Genomic DNA, 17,561 nt, shown 5'->3' with positions numbered 1-17,561 from the left:
CGGATCCGTACACACCCCACTCATTTATTGAACAGAAATCGCTATTTTTGTTTCCTGATATGTTGGTATCGCAACCCATGAGTCAAAAAGTACTTCTTTCCTCAAAAGAAATCCACATTATTTTACATCGACTGGCGTGCCAACTCTTAGAAAATCACCTCGATTTTAAGGATACGGTTTTGATAGGCTTACAGCCCAGGGGGACTTTCCTAGCCAATCGGCTGGCGAAACTCCTCAAGGAGGAATACAAGGTAAAGGATATTAAACTGGGACTTCTGGATATCACCTTTTTCCGGGATGATTTCAGGAGAGGGGAGAAGCCACTGGAAGCCAGTTCTACCAGCATCGATTTTTTGGTTGAAGGCAAGAAAGTGGTCCTGATCGACGATGTCTTGTACACCGGGCGCAGCATCCGGGCTGCACTGACCGCGATACAGTCTTTTGGCAGGCCGGAAGAGATCGAATTACTGACCCTCATAGACAGGAGGTTCAGCAGGCACCTGCCAATCCAGCCCAATTACAGGGGTCGGCAGGTGGATGCGATCAATGAAGAAAAGGTAAAGGTACTCTGGAAGGAGAACGAAGGAAAAGATGTAGTTTATTTAGTCAACAGGTAAAGAAATGCCGGCATTAAGCGTAAGACATTTACTCGGGATCAAATATCTGAACGAAAAGGATATCGAACTCATCTTTGAAACCGCAGACCAGTTCAAGGAGGTTATCAACCGGTCGATCAAGAAAGTCCCTTCCCTCAGGGATATTACCATTGCCAACATTTTTTTTGAGAACAGCACACGGACCAAACTCAGTTTTGAGTTGGCCGAAAAGCGATTGTCTGCAGATGTCCTCAACTTTTCAGCCTCCCAGTCTTCGGTAAAGAAAGGAGAGACCCTTATCGATACGGTCAATAATATCCTGTCTATGAAAGTAGACATGGTCGTAATGCGGCACCCGAATCCCGGCGCCGGGATTTTCCTCTCCAAACACGTCAATGCGTCCATTATCAACGCAGGAGACGGAGCCCATGAACACCCTACACAGGCCCTGCTCGATTCCTATTCCATCAGGGAGAAGCTCGGGGAAGTAGGCGGAAAAAAAGTGATCATCGTAGGGGATATCCTGCATTCGCGGGTGGCCCTTTCAAATATTTTTGCTCTGAAACTTCAGGGTGCACAGGTAAAGGTCTGTGGCCCCAAGACTCTGATCCCAAAGTACATAGAAAGCCTGGGTGTGGAAGTAGAACCCGACCTTAGAAGGGGGCTCGAGTGGTGTGATGTGGCCAATATGCTGAGGGTACAAAACGAACGAATGGAGATGAGTTACTTCCCGACCACCAGGGAGTACACCCAGCAATTCGGAATTAACAGGGAACTGCTCGACAGCCTGGACAAGGAAATCGTGATCATGCACCCCGGCCCCATAAACAGGGGAGTGGAGATCACCAGTGATGTGGCAGATTCATCCCAGTCCATTATCCTTCACCAGGTAGAGAACGGGGTTGCCATCCGTATGGCGGTGATCTACCTGCTGGCCTCACAATTAAAAACCTGAGTCATGATCTTCGATAAAGACGGTAACACCACCATTGTCTATCAGGAAAATATCAGCTTGCTGACATTTATCAAGAACCTGGAGGAGGCCTATGGAAAGATCAAGAACGACCATATTGTTGTCAACCTCTTTTCCTTCAAACGTCTTTCCTCAGGGGATGTTCTGGAATTCCTGGAAATTTCAAGACGACATAAAAAGGCCAAAAAATCCTTCGTTCTGGTCACCGATAAGTTAGACTACGAAGATGTCCCGGAAGAGATCAGCCTGGCACCCACCCTGCAGGAAGCGATGGACATTATTGAGATGGAGGATATTGAACGGGACCTCGAACTTTGAGTCATGGCCGACTACTTCGCACAGATCAATATCGCCAGGGCCAAATACCCTTTGGATGACACCCGCATGTCTGATTTTGTCGATAATATTCCCGGTATAAATGCTCTTGCCGATGGGAGTCCCGGATTTGTATGGAGGTGGATAGAAGAGCCGGAAAGTGGCGTGCAAGAGGTATTCGGTGACCGGGCCCTGGTTGTGAATATGTCGGTTTGGGAATCCCGGGATGCACTGATGAACTTCACGTACAGGACAGGTCATGCCGAGATCTTCAGAAGGCGAAATGAGTGGTTCTCTAAGCTGGAAGACAGTCATATGGCATGCTGGTATACCCGAATTCCGAAGATAAGCCTTGCCGAAGCAAAAAAACGACTCGATCACCTCAATGCCATAGGGGAGACCCCTTATTCGTTCACCTTGAGAACAGACTGTACTCCACAAGAAGCGGCAGCGTTTCTCGAGGCAAATCCCTCTCTTCTATGAAGCTTCATATCCTCGGCTGTCATGCGGCCACCCCGAGCATGAAAGGGAATCCTACTTCTCAGGTTCTCGAGATCAGGGATCATATTTTCCTGATCGACTGCGGGGAGGGTACCCAAGTGCAGCTGAGGAAACACAAGGTCAAATTTTCCAGGATCAACCACATCTTTATCTCTCACTTGCACGGAGACCATTTTTTTGGGCTGCCGGGCCTTATCTCCACCTTTCAGCTGCTCGGCCGTGAAAAAGAACTCCATATTTATGGTCCGGAAGGCATCAAAGAAGTGATCCTGCTGCTACTGAGGGTCGGGAATTCCTGGACCGGCTATCAATTGGTCTTCCACGAGTTGAAGGAAACTATCCCGGAGATGATCTTCGAGGATGAGAAAGTAAAGGTGTCTACAATCCCCCTGAAACACAGGGTCTACACCAATGGGTTCCTTTATGAGGAGAAAAAAAAGGAAAGGGGTTTGAATATGGAAGCGGTCGCAAAATACAAGATAGACAAGGCGTATTTCAAGAATATTAAAAAGGGGAAGGATGGCCTATCTGCCTCGGGAGAGAAGGTTGTCAACTTAGATCTGACCTTCGACCCCCCGGCTCCGAAAAGCTACGCTTATTGCAGTGATACCGCCTATGACGAATCCAAAATAGACTTTATAGCAGGGGCAGACCTGCTGTACCACGAAGCCACATTTCTGTCCACGGAGGCTTCACTCGCCCAAAAGACCGGGCATTCCACTGCCTCGGAAGCGGCCCGGATCGCCCGTAAAGCCGGGGTAAAAAAACTGATCCTGGGTCATTTTTCCACCCGGTACAAGGACAAGGACCTGTTCCTGAAGGAGGCCATAATCCAATTCCCGGACACGGAAATGGCAGAAGACGGAAAGGTCTTCGAAATCTAGGTTAAAAGCCCCCGTCTGATTTCCCTTTTTGTCAAGTTTTCACCAACTTTGTTACACATGACCCAGAGAAGGATTTCCTATGAAGAACGACCTGAGTGATTACCGAAAATCCTATACAAAGAGTGCCTTGCTTGAATCAGAGGTTTCTGGCAATCCCATGGAACTCTTTCAAAAATGGTTTTACGAGATCGAGAAGTCGGGTACCACGGATGAACCCAATGCAATGACCGTTTCAACCCTCGGCCTTGACGGTTATCCAAAGGGGAGGGTGGTCCTGTTGAAACGATTTACGTATGAAGGTTTTATTTTCTACAGTAATTACGAAAGCGAAAAGGGGAAGGCCATTGACGGGGACCCCAGGGTCTGTCTCTCATTCTTCTGGCCCGGGATGGAGCGGCAGGTGATCATAAAAGGGGAGGCCGAGAAAATCCCGGGGAATATGTCCGACGGATATTTTGAATCAAGGCCTACAGGGAGTAAATTAGGGGCTATCGTATCGAACCAGAGCGAGGTTATCCCTTCCCGTGAGGTTCTGGAAGAACAGCTCAGGGAACTCGAAAGAGAATATGAAGGCAAGGAGATTCCCCGCCCTGATTATTGGGGAGGCTACCTGGTCAGGCCTGTAAGCATAGAATTCTGGCAGGGAAGGCCCAACAGGCTGCACGACAGGTTGAGATATACCCTCCAGGAGGATCACGACTGGAAAGTCGAAAGGCTAGCCCCCTGAGAGGCTCCTGTTGCCGAAAATAGCGTTGACGTACTAACTACACAAGGTGATGAAACAACTTATAATGGTCAGACACGGGAAGTCTTCCTGGGAATACGGAGTGGAAGACAGGGACAGGCCTTTGCTGGAGCGGGGGATACGAGATGCACACAAGGTATCCAGACATTTCGGATCTTCCTCTTTTGAACCTGATGCAGTCTATTCAAGTCCGGCCATCAGGGCGCTGCATACCTGTGTGGTCTTCCTGCGCAAGATGAGGATACCTTATCACAAGTTCTCCCTTGCCGAGGGGCTATACGTGTTCTCAGGGGAACCCCTGATCGACTTTATAGCGGCTCTGCCGGATACGGAGGATAAGGTCATGATCTTCGGGCATAACCATGCTTTTACCGAAGTGGCTAATGACCTCGGAGATCGGCCCATAGAGAACGTTCCGACAACCGGCCTCGTACATCTTTCCTTCGATATCGAAAACTGGCATGAGGTCCGGAAAGGCAAAACAGAGCAATTTTTGATCCCCAAAGCACTAAGTCTATGATCAAGAGCAAGAATCAGTATATCAACAGGGAAATCAGCTGGCTGAAATTCAATGACAGGGTTCTGCAGGAAAGTGCAGATCCTGAGGTTCCTCTGATTGAAAGACTCCGATTCCTGGGAATTTTTTCCAATAACCTGGACGAATTCTTCAAGGTGCGATACGCCACGGTAAAACGCATCGCGGAAGCTGGAAAGTCCGGGAAAAGTGTTTTGGGAGGAGAGGTGGCCAAGGACCTCCTCGAGGAGATCACCAAGATCGTGATCAAACAGCAGGCCCGAAGCCTCGAGATACACAAAGACATTGAGGGTGAACTGGAAAGGGAGAATATCTACCTGATCAACGAGCAGGAGGTCACGCCGGAACAGTCGGACTTCCTGAAAACCTACTTCCATGAGAAGGTGAGTCCGCAGTTGATGACCATCATCCTGAACGACCTTACTTCCTTCCCCATGTTGAAGGACAGTGCGGCTTACCTGGCGGTAAAGATGGTACTGAATTCCCAGTACCTGACCGATTCCGGCTCGAAGGAACATGAGATCAGCTTTGCGCTGATCGAGATCCCTAAGGGGATAGACCGCTTTGTGGTCCTGCCAAGGGAAGGGGACAAGCATTATATCATCATCCTGGACGACCTGATTCGTTATTGCCTGGACAGCATCTTCTCCATGTTCGATTACTCCTCTATCACGGCCCATATGATCAAGATCACCCGTGATGCTGAACTCGATATAGACAATGACCTGAGCAAGAGCTTTATCGAGAAGATCTCATCCAGTGTAGACAACAGGAAGATCAGTGATCCTGTTCGCTTTGTCTATGACAAGAACATAGAAAAGGACACCCTGAGATTCCTGCAGGATAAGATGGGAATCACGGACACGGACAGCGTGATCCCTGGCGGGAGGTATCACAACAGGAGGGATTATATGTCATTTCCCAGCCTTGGAAAGGAGGAGTTGATGTACGAGAAGATCAAGCCGCTGGCCATCAAGGGAATAGACCCTGAAGGGAGTTTTCTGGACCAGATCCGCCATAAGGACTACCTGCAATATGTACCCTATCACAAATTCTCCTACATCATCCGTTTTCTGAGGGAAGCCGCCCTGGATCCCAAAGTCAGGAGCATTAAAATCACCCTGTACAGACTGGCTGATAATTCCCAGGTCGTCGCGTCCCTGATCAATGCAGCCAAGAATGGGAAACAGGTCACCGTACAGATAGAATTAAGGGCTCGTTTTGATGAAACGGCCAATATCATGTATGCGGAACAATTGCAGGAAGAAGGCGTAAGGCTCATTTTTGGGGTTCCCGGCTTGAAGGTACACAGCAAGATCTGCCTGATAGAACGGGAGGAGGAAGACCGAATTAAGCGTTATGGACTGATCAGCACTGGAAATTTCAATGAGACCACCGGTAGGGTATACACGGATTATACGCTCTTTACTGCCAACGAGAAGATCCTCAAAGAGCTGAACCTCGTTTTCGAGTTTTTTGATACGAGCTACAAGATCAACAAGTACAAACACCTGATCGTTTCTCCCCACTACACCAGGAGCGTGTTCCACAACCTCATCGACCAGGAGATCGAGAATGTCAAAAAAGGAAAAGAGGCATACATCAAGATAAAGATGAATAGCCTGACCTCCTACAACATGGTCGACAAATTGTATGAAGCCAGCAGGGCCGGAGTAAAGATCAGGTTGATCGTCAGGGGAATTTGCTGCTTGATCCCCGGAATCAAAGGGATGAGTGAGAATGTTGAAGCCATCAGTATTGTGGACAAATTCCTGGAACATCCGAGGTTATTTATTTTCGGCAATGGGGGTGATCCAAAGATCTATATCTCTTCAGCCGACTGGATGACCCGTAATATCGAGAACAGGGTAGAGGTTGGATGTCCTATTTACGATCCCGAGATCAGACAGGAACTCATAGATACATTTGAGATCTCCTGGAAGGACAATGTCAAGGCGCGGAGGTTCAACCGCAGCCAGGATAACCGCTATGTCCGCAACAACAAGCCCAAGCTCCGATCCCAGTTTGCGTTGTATGATTATTATGCAACTAAGCTCATTGAAAAGAAAAAGGAGCCCAGACCTTCCATAGCAGAGTGATGTCGAAAAAACTGGCTGCCTTGCTCAATCTCGAAGTGGAGTTGCGAAGTTGCGAACCCATAGAGGAAGAGTATTGCAAGGAAGTGCCGGGTAATTTTCTTAAGAATGCCGGCAGTGGGTTTTGTTCCAAACTCGCAGAGCAACTGGTGAGTCCGGGTGTCACACTACCATGGATCTTCTCCCTTGTAGGCAGCGGCACTGGCCTGGCTGGTTTACTTGTACCCTTGAAGAATCTCGGGAGCCTGCTCCCCCAACTCATGGTATCGGGTAGTATACGCCGATTTCCGAGACGTAAATACTTTTGGGCTATCCCCGCTTTTGTACAAGCTGTGATGGTCATCCTGATGGGTCTTTCCCTAATGTACCTGGAGGGAGACAAGGCCGGTATTGCCGTGGTGGTCCTCCTTCTGTTTTTCAGTATGGCCAGCGGGGTCTCATCCGTCGCCTTCAAGGATGTGATGGGGAAGACGATCCCGAAAGGAAAAAGGGGCCGGTTGCTGGCCTGGCGGGCAACGGGCGGAGGTATTCTCACCCTGCTTTTCGGTCTTGCCCTGTATTTTTTCCTGAGGTCCTGGGAACCAATGAGTACCATCCTCCTTTTGGTTGGATGTGCCGCTGCCTTATGGGTCCTTGCAGGCCTGTTTTTCGCTTGGATAAAAGAGGCGCCGGGGGCTACCGATGGGGGGAGGACGCCTCTGGAGGAATTTCGGGCGGGATGGCAACACCTCAAGACAGATAGTAACCTCAGGAACTTCGTCTTGGCCAGGGCTTTTCTCATGGCCATTCCCCTTGCCCAACCCTTTTTTGTCATCATTGGAAAAGAGACCACAGGGGCAGATCTCTCTGGCTTGGGGATCTTCGTGATCGCTTCAGGGATAGCGGCCACGGTTTCTAGTCCTTTCTGGGGCCGTTTTGCAGATCGCTCCTCCAGAAAGCTTATGATGGCCATCGCTTTGTTCGGGATAATCAATTGCGGACTGGTTCTGGGCTTTATGTACCTCTCTTCGGCTTCTCAGAGCCTTTATCTCTTTGCCCCTCTTATCCTTTTGAATATGATGGCCCATGGAGGCGCGAGGTTGAGCAGAAAAACATATCTGACAGACTTCGCACCGGAAAGGGAAAGACCGCTATATATCGCTCTCTCCAATACGTTAATAGGCATTTTTACGCTCCTGACAGCCGGGATCGGCTTCATTGCGGAATGGTTCAATACAGAGGTACTCCTCCTGTTTTTTATCGGAATGCTGCTGATCAGTCTGTTCTGGACCTACCGTTTGAAAGAGGTATAGGTTTAGCCGTGGATGGTTTCTTTTTTTCCGAGGTCCCGGACTATGGTTGCCTCATATTCAAGCAGGGCTTTCCATTTGGCATCCACGGTCTCCCTCTGACCGTATTGCCTGGCGAATTTCAGGAAGAGGGTGTAATGGCCTGCCTCACTTACCATCAGGGAACGATAGAATTCGGCAAGGTCCCTGTCCTTCAATTGCTCTGACAGTAATCTGAAGCGCTCACAGCTCCTGGCTTCTATAAGGGCTGCGTAGAGCAGTCGGTGAACCAGCTGCTCCGTCCTGGATCCGCCCTTGGGAAAGAATTTTTGTAACGCGATCACGTATTCATCCTTTCGGTACCGTCCAAGGGTTTTACCCCGGGCGAGAATCCTTTCGTGAACCATTTTGAAATGCCCCATCTCCTCTCTGGAGAGGGCGATCATTTCATTGACCAGCTCAGGGTATTCCGGAAAGTTAACAATGAGGGAAATAGCTGTACTGGCCGCCTTTTGTTCACAGTAAGCGTGGTCGGTCAGGATCTCATCAATATTCATTTCCACGATGTTAACCCACCTGGGATCGGTAGGCAATTTAAGTCCGAGCATAACGCGATGATTTTACAGGCTGATCAAAAATAAAAAAAATCTGCGGGTGTGTTCCTTTCTGCGAACGGTATACTAATGGAAAGGCGTGTTCAGAGGTCGAGATCGAAGGTCTTTCTAAGCAGGTCAATAGCCGGGTTTTTTTCCCTGAGTTTTTGGTATTTCTCCTCCGGAGTAAACGCGTACTTCCTGACCGTCTCTTCATTCACGCTGATGGACAATTCCAGGTAGTGGTTGTTGAGGGCCGATTTAAGATAATTCATGAGGGAGAATTGTTCTCTCTCCACCTCTTTTTTCATGGTGTCGTTCGGCAGCTCAATGTGGATGGTGAGATCCTTTAACACCGGGAGGTCTGCGTTGAGGTTACTAGCCAGGATCTTTTTGCCTTCCCCATCAATCTTTTCGATGTACAGGTTCCAGTGTTTTCTGAGATCTTCCTGGGTCACCGCTTCCCTGGGTAGATCATCCTCGTCATAGGTCACCTCAATCCTGTTCAGCTCGTGTTTTTTCTTGGCCTGTATGCTCGAGAGAGACAGGCCGGAAACCCTTTTGGCCGGTTTTTTAATGCTGATTTTCGGACCTGCCTCCGCAACCGCCGCATGGCTTTGATCAGAAAGACTTACTTCCTGGATTTCCTCCTCTGATTTTGCTTCGATATGGGCCGGTTGAAGGGTCTCTTCTTTCCTCGATTGTTCCGGTTCGGCCTGTTCAGGTGATGATTCCTTTCCGTTCCGGGTCTTGGCTTTGCGGTAGTAAGAAGCCGGGATAAGCCTGCCTAGAGGGATGAGCCTATCGTGGGTGTCAGGATTTTTTTTTTCACCTTTAAAGGTGAGGGAGGCCAGCTTCATCAGAGTTAGTTCCACTAAGAGCCTGCTGTTCTTGCTGCTCTTGTATTGCAGATCTGTCTCATTGGTGATCTCCAGGGCTTTTAGCAGAAAATCCTGAGGAGTTTTCTTTGACTGTTCCAGATACAGGCGTTTGGCATTATCCCCGACCTCTAGAAGGGTCACCGTATCCTTGTGCCTGCATACCATGAGGTCCCTGAAATGAGAGGCGAGGCCTATGACAAAATGATGCCCTTCAAAACCCTGTGCCAGGATCTTGTTGAACGTCAGCAGTAAATTCGGGATGTCGTTCTCCAGGATCAGATCCGTCACCTCAAAATAGGTGTCATAGTCCAGCACATTGAGGTTTTCGGTTACCGCCTTCCGGGTCAGTTCCTTCCCTGAGAAGCTCACTACCCTGTCGAATATAGAAAGGGCATCCCTCAGGGCGCCGTCTGCCTTCTGGGCGATGATATGGAGGGCATCTTCCTCAGCTTCCACCCCTTGTTGTTCAGCGATATACTTGAGGTAATTTGCCGCATCTCCAACCGTAATACGCTTAAAATCAAAGATCTGGCATCTGGACAGGATGGTGGGTATGATCTTGTGCTTTTCCGTTGTGGCCAGGATAAAGATGGCGTGCCTGGGAGGCTCTTCCAATGTTTTCAAAAAGGCGTTGAAGGCCGACTGGGACAGCATGTGAACCTCATCGATGATATAGACCTTGTATTTGCCAACCTGGGGCGGAATTCGCACCTGGTCTATCAGGTTTCTGATATCATCCACCGAATTGTTGGAGGCGGCATCCAGCTCGAATATATTGAAGGCAAAGTCCTCATCTTCCTGTTCCGTCCCGTCTCGGTTGATCTGCTTCGCCAGGATCCTCGCGCAGGTGGTTTTACCTACCCCCCTCGGTCCGCAAAAAAGCAGCGCCTGCGCCAGGTGATTGTTCTCTATAGCATTGGTAAGGGTATTGGTAATGGCTTCCTGCCCCACCACATCCTTAAAGGACTGGGGTCTGTATTTGCGGGCAGAAACAATGAATGGTTCCATGAAGCGAAATCGATTACCCTAAGGGCCAACCTGTCTCACAAATATAAAGATAGGGATTGGTAACGACCTTCCTTTTGATCGGGTTTCACGAATTTTTATCAACAATTGGCGTATCTTTGCAAAGAGCAGATCACCTTATCGCTCCCCGTTCTATACGGGGGGAGGAAAGTCCGGACACCGGAGTGCAGCATAGCGGGTAACGCCCGTCTTCCTGTGAAAATGGGAAAGGACAAGTGCAACAGAAAGCAAGTACAGGTAAGGCTGTAGTGAAATCAGGTAAACTCTATGCGGTGAAACGCCATGTATATCAGCGTCTGAGGGCGGCACGTCCGAGCTGAAGGGTAGGCGGATAGAATGTGCGGGCAACTGTACATCCAGATAAATGATAAGGGCCCCTCAAGGGAACAGAATCCGGCTTATGATCTGCTTTTTATTTTTCTTCCGTAAAAAAGCTAAACCAGCTATTCCCGTATTTCCTCACTTCCGCCAGGTGATTTAGGCTCGAAAGATCCGTTTTTTTTGAATGTTCGATGATCAGGGTACCGTCCGGCTCTAGCAGCTCACGGTCATAGATGAGATCGTGAATTTCCTTCAGTTCTGCTTCAGAAAAATTGTACGGAGGATCGGCGAGGATGAGATCAAATTTTCCTGTGGCGGTCTGCAGGTATTTGAAGACATCCATTCTTACCGCCCTGATGGGTAAGCCCCATTCTGCCGACTTCTCCTGGATGAACTTCACGCACCCTGCATGCTGATCTACACTGATAATATCCCGGCTGCCCCTTGAGGCGAATTCAAAACTGATGTTCCCGGTACCGGCAAAGAGATCGAGGACTTTGATCTCCTCGAAATAGAATCTGTTACCCAGGATATTGAATAAGGCCTCTTTGGCCCTGTCTGTAGTAGGCCTCACAGGAAGGTTCCTGGGGGGTGTTATCTTCCTCCCTCTGTGGGTCCCGGAGATGATCCTCATTTACAATGCGTTTATTTCCAGGTAGTTGTGCTGAAATTCAATTCCTTCTCCGGAGAGCTCAGCGGGAAGATCCGGGAGGTAGAGGGATACATTTTGTATATATTCCTGACACAGATCAAACAGCTCATCCCCTTCTTCTATGGAACCAAATACCCTTAGCTTAGCTTCCTCAGTGTCGAGTTCCAACTGCTCCATCGTGAACAGGATGTAATACAGGAAGCCCTCGGGCGTGTTATAGGTGAAGTTGTTGTAGAATACCAGTTTCTTTTGCTGAAGGACGATAAGGTCTAATTCTTCCGGGGTCACATAGGCGTAGCAAACCGCTTCGTTGCTTCCCGCAGCACTGCCGAGGAGGGACTCAATCAACACCGTACCGTGGTGCTTGAACTCAAAATCCCCGAAAAAATCGTAGATGGTATTATTGATGTTGACAAAGGGTACGTACACGTTCATCAGGTCAAAAGAAGGGATCTCATCGTATTCGAGAAGATCATTGGCCAGGATCTTTGCATTGTACTTGAGGTAGTTTGGCAATTCCCCGGGATCAAAGAGAACCTTTGGGACCAGGCTGAAAAGATCATTCCTGTGGACGACGACCACCTCAGAAAAGGCGTAATCTGTAATGCCTTCGGCTTTAATGAAGGATTTAAGTTCCTTTTCTGCCTCAAAGGGATTAAGCCGTGAGCTGTACCGCTGTGAACCGGTCCTCACGATCTTTTTACCTATGGAATCCAGAATGCAAAAAGAAAGTCCATTCAGGCTAACCTGAATGGACAAGTGGTAATAATCTTCTAGAATTAAGTCTTCCCGAGAGTTATTATTGGTCTCCTTTTTTGTCATAAATAGGGGGCCAGTTTCCATTGGTACTTACCTCAGTGAGTGAGCCAACCTTGATCTCAGATCCGTTGACCTCTTCAACACTCACCTGGGAATTTTCCCTGGCAAGCAGGTCTTTTGGCTGATCGTAGAGAATGATGTCTTTTTTCACCTTGACTTCAAATACGGGTGCCTTGTATCCGCTTTTCTCTATGATTTCTGCCTTCATTTCGAAGGTCTCCCCTTTTTGACCAAAGGGAACATTCATCATAGTTTTGTAGCGGTTATCCCCTTTGAAGAGGGAATCTTTTACGGAAACAAATCCGAGGGTATCGATAATGGTGATCTCTTTGAGAAGGTCGATCCCGTAATTCCTGTCAAATTCCATATAGGAGGAATCCCGCTGCTGAGTGATGGTGTATTTCCCGGTATCGACGAAGGCGATGAGGCTCTGGAAATCATTGGCGAATTTTCCATTTACCGTTTTGTAAGCTTCCTGAGAGTTCCTGATGTCTTTCATGACCGAAATGACCCTTGCGAAACGTTGCTCCTTGACTTTCTTAAACTCTATAGGTCCGGTAACAGATTTATAGATCAGGTAACCTAAAAATATACATGCTATCCAAAGTACTATCTGTATTATGGTTTTCATCAGAACTTTTGTTAGTTAGATTTAGCGGTTCCAACAAAACTACAATTTTTTTTTAATCGCAAAAGGGTTTGAGGTAGAAAATCCTCTTTATCTTTGAGCTTCTATGGCGACCACCACCCCGGCCTCATTTTACGCTTTACTCAGGGAAAAATTTCCGCACAATCCCACCGCCAAACAGGATATTACCCTGCAACTCCTGTCTGAATTTTTACTGGATCGCAGCCCTGATACCTTATTCCTCCTCAAAGGTTTTGCAGGTACGGGAAAGACCACTATAGTAGGAGATCTCGTCACCAATCTCTGGAACACCAAACTCAAGGCTGTATTGATGGCGCCGACGGGAAGGGCGGCCAAGGTGATGGCCGGTTACGCCAAGACCCAGGCTTATACGATCCACAGGAAGATCTATTTTCCCAAAAAGCAGAAGGGTGGGGGAGTACAATTTGTACTCGCTCCCAACAAGCATCGCAATACGGTCTTTATAGTGGATGAAGCCTCCATGATCCCGGATACCCCGGCAGACAGCAAACTTTTTGAAAATGGCTCCCTCCTGGACGACCTGATCCAGTATGTGTACTCCGGACACCAGTGCAAACTCATTCTTATCGGAGACACGGCCCAGCTACCTCCGGTAAAGCTCACTCTGAGTCCGGCCCTGGACGAGCATCAGCTTAAGTCGCGTTACTCAAAGGAGGTCACTGCCATTGAACTCGATGAAGTGGTGCGGCAGGTACAGGATTCCGGTATTTTGGACAACGCCACACGTTTGAGGGAGGATCTGGACGCTTCCATCTTTGACAATTTTCGGTTCAAGCTGCAATCCTTTACCGATATCATTCGGCTGGTGGATGGGTATGCCATTCAGGATGCCATTGAAGATGCCTATGCCTCCCAGGGAAAGGAGGAGACAGCCCTTATTGTCCGGTCGAATAAAAGGGCCAATCTTTACAATGAGAACATCAGAAAGCGTATCCTTTTTCTGGAACACGATCTCTCACCCGGGGACTACCTCATGGTGGTCAAGAATAACTACTTCTGGCTGAACCCTAAGTCGGCCGCTGGTTTTATAGCGAACGGGGATATCATTGAGGTACTCGAGATCTTTGCCTTTAAGGAGTTGTACGGTTTCCGGTTCGCCGAGGTTAAGGTCAGGATGTCTGATTACCCGGAACAAAAGCCTTTTGAGACCGTTTTGCTGCTCGATACCCTGACGGCAGAAACCCCTTCTCTCTCATATGAGGACGGCAACAGGCTGTATCAGGAGGTGCTCAAGGACTACGCTCAGGAGACCTCAAAATACAAGAAATTCCTCGCCGTGAAGAACAATCCCTTCTTTAATGCGCTCCAGGTAAAATTTTCCTACGCCATCACCTGTCATAAATCACAGGGAGGTCAGTGGCATACGGTCTTTGTGGAACAGCCCTATTTGCCTTCCGGACCCGACAGGGAGTATTTCCGATGGCTGTACACTGCGGTGACCAGAGCCCGGGAAAAGCTTTATTTGATAGGATTTAAGGACGATTTTTTTGTCAACTGATAATACGTTAATTTAGAGGGTAGATAGGACGCAGATGACCTCAGAGACCATGATCAGTATCTTTTTGGGAGTTGGCCTGGCCGCTTCGGTGGGGTTTCGGGTCTTCCTGCCTCTCTTTGCCCTCAGCCTGGCATCCTATTTTGGTCTATGGGAGCTTAATGACAGTTGGAACTGGATTGGCAGCATCCCGGCACTGGTTACTCTGGGGGTGGCTACCGCTGTGGAAATATTCGCATATTTTATACCCTATGTGGATAACCTTTTGGACAGTATAGCGCTGCCACTGGCAACGATTGCGGGGACAGCCGTTATGGTTGCCACAGTCGCAGATCTGGATCCCCTGGTTACCTGGTCTCTGGCCATCATAGCCGGGGGTGGGACCGCTGCAGCGATCAAGGGCGCCTCGGCTACAGGAAGACTCACCTCAACTGCGACAACGGCGGGATTCGGGAACCCTGTTATTTCTTTTTTAGAAACGATCACATCCCTGCTATTTTCGGTCGTATCCATCCTGGCACCAGTAATAGCCTCTGTCCTCGTTATTATCCTGCTGATCTTTATCTTTACGATCTACAGGAAATTGAGGCCGAGGCTGAGTAAAAAATAATCCATTCCTTTGCAGACTATGAAGATAATAGCCATGATTCCTGCGCGATATGCGGCCTCCCGCTTCCCGGGAAAGCTCATGCAGGACCTGGGGGGGAAACCCGTGATCGTCAGGACCTATGAGGCAGCTGTGAAAACGCGTCTCTTTGACGAGGTCTATGTGGTCACCGACAGCGCTTTGATATATGATACCATTGTCGATTGCGGAGGCAAGGCCATGATGAGCCTTAAGGAACACGAATGCGGAAGTGACAGGATCGCTGAGGCCGTTCAGGAAATGGACATAGACATCGTGGTCAATGTACAGGGCGATGAACCTTTTACGGACCGGGAGAGCCTTTCCGGGCTCATAGAGGTATTCAGGAAGGACAAAGACAGTGAGATCGACCTTGCTTCCCTTATGACCAGGATTACGGAAAAGGACGATATAGAGAACCCCAATACCGTGAAGGTGATCGTCGATAAGCGTAATTTCGCCCTTTATTTTTCACGGTCGGTGATTCCCTATCCGAGGGCGGTTGATTTTTCACCTGCCTACTACAAACACAAGGGAGTATATGCTTTCCGAAAACAGGCCGTCCTCGACTTCGCTCAACTGCCCATGCTTCCTCTGGAGGCAGCGGAGAAAATAGAGGCCATCAGGTTTTTGGAATACGGCAAAAAGATAAAAATGGTCGAAACCCGTGTAACCGGTATTGAGATTGATACCCCGGAGGACCTGGCAAAAGCGAAGGCGGCATGGAGATAGACTTAAAAAAGATAAGAGTGATCGGTTTTGATGCCGATGACACCCTTTGGGTGAACGAGACTTATTTCAGGGAGGCCGAAGAAGAATTTACCTCCCTCCTGGAACACTATGAGACCAAGAATAAGATCGATCAGGAGTTGTTCAGGACAGAGATCAACAACCTGGATCTTTATGGATACGGAATCAAGAGCTTTACACTATCCATGATCGAGTCGGCCCTCGATCTTTCAAATAACCAGGTTTCCCAGACAACCTTATCCAAGATCCTGAATCTGGGTAAAAAGATGATCGCCCACCCGGTGGAGTTACTGGATGACGTGGAAGAGGTCCTCAGCGTGCTTTCAGAAAAGTACAGGTTGATCGTTTTGACTAAAGGCGACCTGCTGGATCAGGAAAGGAAGCTGGAACGATCCGGGCTCTCGAAATACTTCCATCACGTGGAGGTGCTCAGCGATAAAAAGGAAATGAATTACAAAAATTTACTGGATCATCTCGAAATAGATATCGAAGAATTCCTGATGGTCGGGAATTCACTAAAGTCTGATGTATTACCGATCCTCGCCCTTGGAGGGACAGCGGTACACGTTCCCTTCCATACTACGTGGGCTCATGAGGAAGTCGACCCTGATTCGCATGATAATAATCACCTTACCCTCAATGGGATCAAAGAACTCCTAAAATATCTGTAGCCGATTTATGGACGTGAAGAAAAACATAGCAGTGAGCAATACAAATAGAACTAAGTCGATTGGCTACAAGAATTTTCCAATGGTCCCCCGTGTGGTGTTTGGAAAGGGAAGTTTTGACCAGTTAGGTGATATCCTGTTGCCCAAAAGGCGAAATGCGGAAGCGCCCGTCATCTTTCTGATCGATGAGGTCTTCGAAAGGGGAGATCTGATTGCCCGAGTACCTTTGATGTTTAACGATAAGATCATCTTTGTCTCTGCAGAAGAGGAACCCAAAACACAACAGGTCGACGCTCTGGTAGACCTTATCAGGGAAGAATACTCGGAGCTTCCATCGGGGATTGTCGGGATTGGGGGTGGTACCCTGCTCGACCTGTCGAAAGCTGTCGCCCTCATGCTCACCAACAAGGGGAGTGCCCATCAATACCAGGGGTGGGATCTGATCGAAAAGCCCGGAGTCTACCATGTCGGAATACCGACCATTAGCGGGACCGGGGCAGAAGTATCCCGAACGGCCGTCCTGCTGGGGCCCAACAGAAAACTCGGCATCAATTCGGATTTTACGCCATTTGACCAGGTGATCCTGGACCCCGATCTCACCAAAGGCGTCCCGAAAGACCAGTGGTTCTATACGGGGATGGACTGTTTTATTCATTGTGTAGAGTCTCTCAACGGGACCTATCTAAACGCCTTCAGCCAGAGCTATGGGGAAAAGGCCTTCGACCTCTGTAAAGAGGTCTTTCTGGGAGATCTCACCGAGGAAGAATCCAGGGATAAGCTCATGATGGCATCCTGGCATGGAGGGATGAGTATTGCCTATTCTCAGGTAGGTGTTGCTCATGCATTGAGTTATGGTCTCTCCTATGTTCTGGGAGTCAAGCACGGAATCGGAAATTGTCTGGTCTTCCGGCACCTGGAGGAATACTACCCGGCAGGAGTGGAAATGTTCAACAGCATGATGAACAAGCACCGCATATCTTTACCCACCGGACTGTGCAAGTCGCTTTCTGAAACTGAGATGGATACGATGATCTCTGTTTCCCTCAGTATGAAACCCCTGTGGGAAAATGCCCTGGGGAAAGACTGGAATTCCAAAGTTGGTCCGGAACATCTGAGAAGGATTTTCCAGCAGATCTGACAAATTCCGA

At 48.6% G+C, this 17,561-nt stretch carries 19 protein-coding genes and 1 other RNA gene; 15 read left to right on the top strand and 5 right to left on the bottom strand.

Going from position 1 to position 17,561, the window contains the following annotated elements:
- The first annotated feature begins 77 nt into the window (after positions 1 to 77).
- The 9 genes from pyrR (at position 78) to IEV19_RS03185 (ending at position 7,937) form a co-directional block, all read left to right on the top strand.
- Positions 78 to 617: a bifunctional pyr operon transcriptional regulator/uracil phosphoribosyltransferase PyrR gene (gene pyrR / locus IEV19_RS03225; RefSeq protein WP_188369260.1), complete on the top strand. Its 540-nt coding sequence runs from the start codon at positions 78 to 80 to the stop codon at positions 615 to 617.
- 4 nt (positions 618 to 621) lie between these two features.
- The gene (locus tag IEV19_RS03220; RefSeq protein ID WP_188369259.1) at positions 622 to 1,551 is read left to right on the top strand and encodes an aspartate carbamoyltransferase catalytic subunit; all 930 of its coding nucleotides are present in this window, start codon (positions 622 to 624) and stop codon (positions 1,549 to 1,551) included.
- A 3-nt stretch (positions 1,552 to 1,554) separates the two neighbouring features.
- Positions 1,555 to 1,887 (top strand): ribonuclease Z, encoded by a 333-nt coding sequence (locus IEV19_RS03215; RefSeq protein ID WP_188369258.1) that lies wholly within the window; start codon positions 1,555 to 1,557, stop codon positions 1,885 to 1,887.
- A 3-nt stretch (positions 1,888 to 1,890) separates the two neighbouring features.
- On the top strand, positions 1,891 to 2,367 hold the full coding sequence (locus IEV19_RS03210) for a DUF3291 domain-containing protein (RefSeq protein WP_188369257.1): 477 nt from the start codon (positions 1,891 to 1,893) through the stop codon (positions 2,365 to 2,367).
- Positions 2,364 to 3,269 (top strand): ribonuclease Z, encoded by a 906-nt coding sequence (locus IEV19_RS03205; RefSeq protein WP_188369256.1) that lies wholly within the window; start codon positions 2,364 to 2,366, stop codon positions 3,267 to 3,269. Before IEV19_RS03210 ends, IEV19_RS03205 begins: the two co-directional genes overlap by 4 nt.
- A gap of 79 nt (positions 3,270 to 3,348) precedes the next feature.
- The gene (pdxH, locus tag IEV19_RS03200; protein ID WP_188369255.1) at positions 3,349 to 3,996 is read left to right on the top strand and encodes a pyridoxamine 5'-phosphate oxidase; all 648 of its coding nucleotides are present in this window, start codon (positions 3,349 to 3,351) and stop codon (positions 3,994 to 3,996) included.
- Positions 3,997 to 4,045: 49 nt separating this feature from the next.
- Positions 4,046 to 4,534, top strand: coding sequence for a SixA phosphatase family protein (locus tag IEV19_RS03195; RefSeq protein ID WP_188369254.1), 489 nt, complete (start codon positions 4,046 to 4,048; stop codon positions 4,532 to 4,534).
- Positions 4,531 to 6,648 (top strand): polyphosphate kinase 1, encoded by a 2,118-nt coding sequence (ppk1, locus tag IEV19_RS03190; protein WP_188369253.1) that lies wholly within the window; start codon positions 4,531 to 4,533, stop codon positions 6,646 to 6,648. The genes IEV19_RS03195 and ppk1 overlap by 4 nt, the downstream gene beginning before the upstream one ends.
- Positions 6,648 to 7,937 (top strand): MFS transporter, encoded by a 1,290-nt coding sequence (locus IEV19_RS03185; protein WP_188369252.1) that lies wholly within the window; start codon positions 6,648 to 6,650, stop codon positions 7,935 to 7,937. Before ppk1 ends, IEV19_RS03185 begins: the two co-directional genes overlap by 1 nt.
- A 2-nt stretch (positions 7,938 to 7,939) precedes the next feature.
- Here IEV19_RS03185 and IEV19_RS03180 read toward each other — a convergent pair whose 3' ends face one another.
- Positions 7,940 to 8,521 carry a MiaE family protein gene (locus tag IEV19_RS03180; protein WP_188369251.1) on the bottom strand — a complete coding sequence of 194 codons (582 nt, stop codon included), beginning with the start codon at positions 8,519 to 8,521 and terminating at the stop codon, positions 7,940 to 7,942.
- An 89-nt stretch (positions 8,522 to 8,610) separates the two neighbouring features.
- Positions 8,611 to 10,395, bottom strand: a complete 1,785-nt coding sequence (locus tag IEV19_RS03175; RefSeq protein WP_188369250.1) for a DNA polymerase III subunit gamma/tau — start codon at positions 10,393 to 10,395, stop codon at positions 8,611 to 8,613.
- 122 nt (positions 10,396 to 10,517) lie between these two features.
- On the opposite strand from IEV19_RS03175, the gene rnpB reads away from it, so the two are divergent.
- Positions 10,518 to 10,829, top strand: an RNA gene (rnpB, locus tag IEV19_RS03170) — RNase P RNA component class A.
- Here rnpB and IEV19_RS03165 read toward each other — a convergent pair.
- Genes IEV19_RS03165 through IEV19_RS03155 form a run of 3 tightly spaced genes read right to left on the bottom strand, consistent with a single transcriptional unit; the run spans position 10,826 to position 12,836 of the window.
- Positions 10,826 to 11,368: an RsmD family RNA methyltransferase gene (locus IEV19_RS03165; RefSeq protein WP_188369249.1), complete on the bottom strand. Its 543-nt coding sequence runs from the start codon at positions 11,366 to 11,368 to the stop codon at positions 10,826 to 10,828. The two genes, rnpB and IEV19_RS03165, sit on opposite strands and share 4 nt — an antisense overlap.
- Positions 11,369 to 12,208, bottom strand: a complete 840-nt coding sequence (locus IEV19_RS03160; RefSeq protein ID WP_262890081.1) for a DUF3822 family protein — start codon at positions 12,206 to 12,208, stop codon at positions 11,369 to 11,371. It lies immediately after the preceding gene.
- Positions 12,186 to 12,836 (bottom strand): hypothetical protein, encoded by a 651-nt coding sequence (locus IEV19_RS03155; RefSeq protein ID WP_188369247.1) that lies wholly within the window; start codon positions 12,834 to 12,836, stop codon positions 12,186 to 12,188. The genes IEV19_RS03160 and IEV19_RS03155 overlap by 23 nt, the downstream gene beginning before the upstream one ends.
- Positions 12,837 to 12,939: 103 nt before the next feature.
- Between IEV19_RS03155 and IEV19_RS03150 the strand changes: the two genes are divergently transcribed.
- From IEV19_RS03150 to IEV19_RS03130, 5 genes are read left to right on the top strand one after another with little or no spacing between them, the layout of a single operon-like run.
- The gene (locus tag IEV19_RS03150) at positions 12,940 to 14,373 is read left to right on the top strand and encodes an ATP-dependent DNA helicase (RefSeq protein WP_188369246.1); all 1,434 of its coding nucleotides are present in this window, start codon (positions 12,940 to 12,942) and stop codon (positions 14,371 to 14,373) included.
- Positions 14,374 to 14,407: 34 nt separating this feature from the next.
- Positions 14,408 to 14,980 (top strand): DUF4126 domain-containing protein, encoded by a 573-nt coding sequence (locus IEV19_RS03145; RefSeq protein WP_188369245.1) that lies wholly within the window; start codon positions 14,408 to 14,410, stop codon positions 14,978 to 14,980.
- 18 nt (positions 14,981 to 14,998) lie between these two features.
- Entirely contained in the window at positions 14,999 to 15,727 is a 729-nt protein-coding gene (kdsB, locus tag IEV19_RS03140; RefSeq protein ID WP_229732462.1) for a 3-deoxy-manno-octulosonate cytidylyltransferase, read from the top strand.
- A complete protein-coding gene (locus IEV19_RS03135) occupies positions 15,718 to 16,416 on the top strand; it encodes an HAD family hydrolase (protein WP_188369244.1) in 699 nt (232 codons plus the stop codon). The genes kdsB and IEV19_RS03135 overlap by 10 nt, the downstream gene beginning before the upstream one ends.
- A gap of 7 nt (positions 16,417 to 16,423) precedes the next feature.
- Complete coding sequence (locus IEV19_RS03130) at positions 16,424 to 17,551, top strand: iron-containing alcohol dehydrogenase family protein (RefSeq protein ID WP_188369243.1); 1,128 nt, start codon at positions 16,424 to 16,426, stop codon at positions 17,549 to 17,551.
- Positions 17,552 to 17,561: the final 10 nt, after the last annotated feature.

It is taken from the genome of Muriicola marianensis (assembly GCF_014638095.1).
GTDB classification, from domain to species: Bacteria; Bacteroidota; Bacteroidia; order Flavobacteriales; family Flavobacteriaceae; genus Muriicola; species Muriicola marianensis.
Note: the sequence above shows the minus strand (reverse complement) of the source record. Positions and strands in the feature narration are given on the sequence as shown.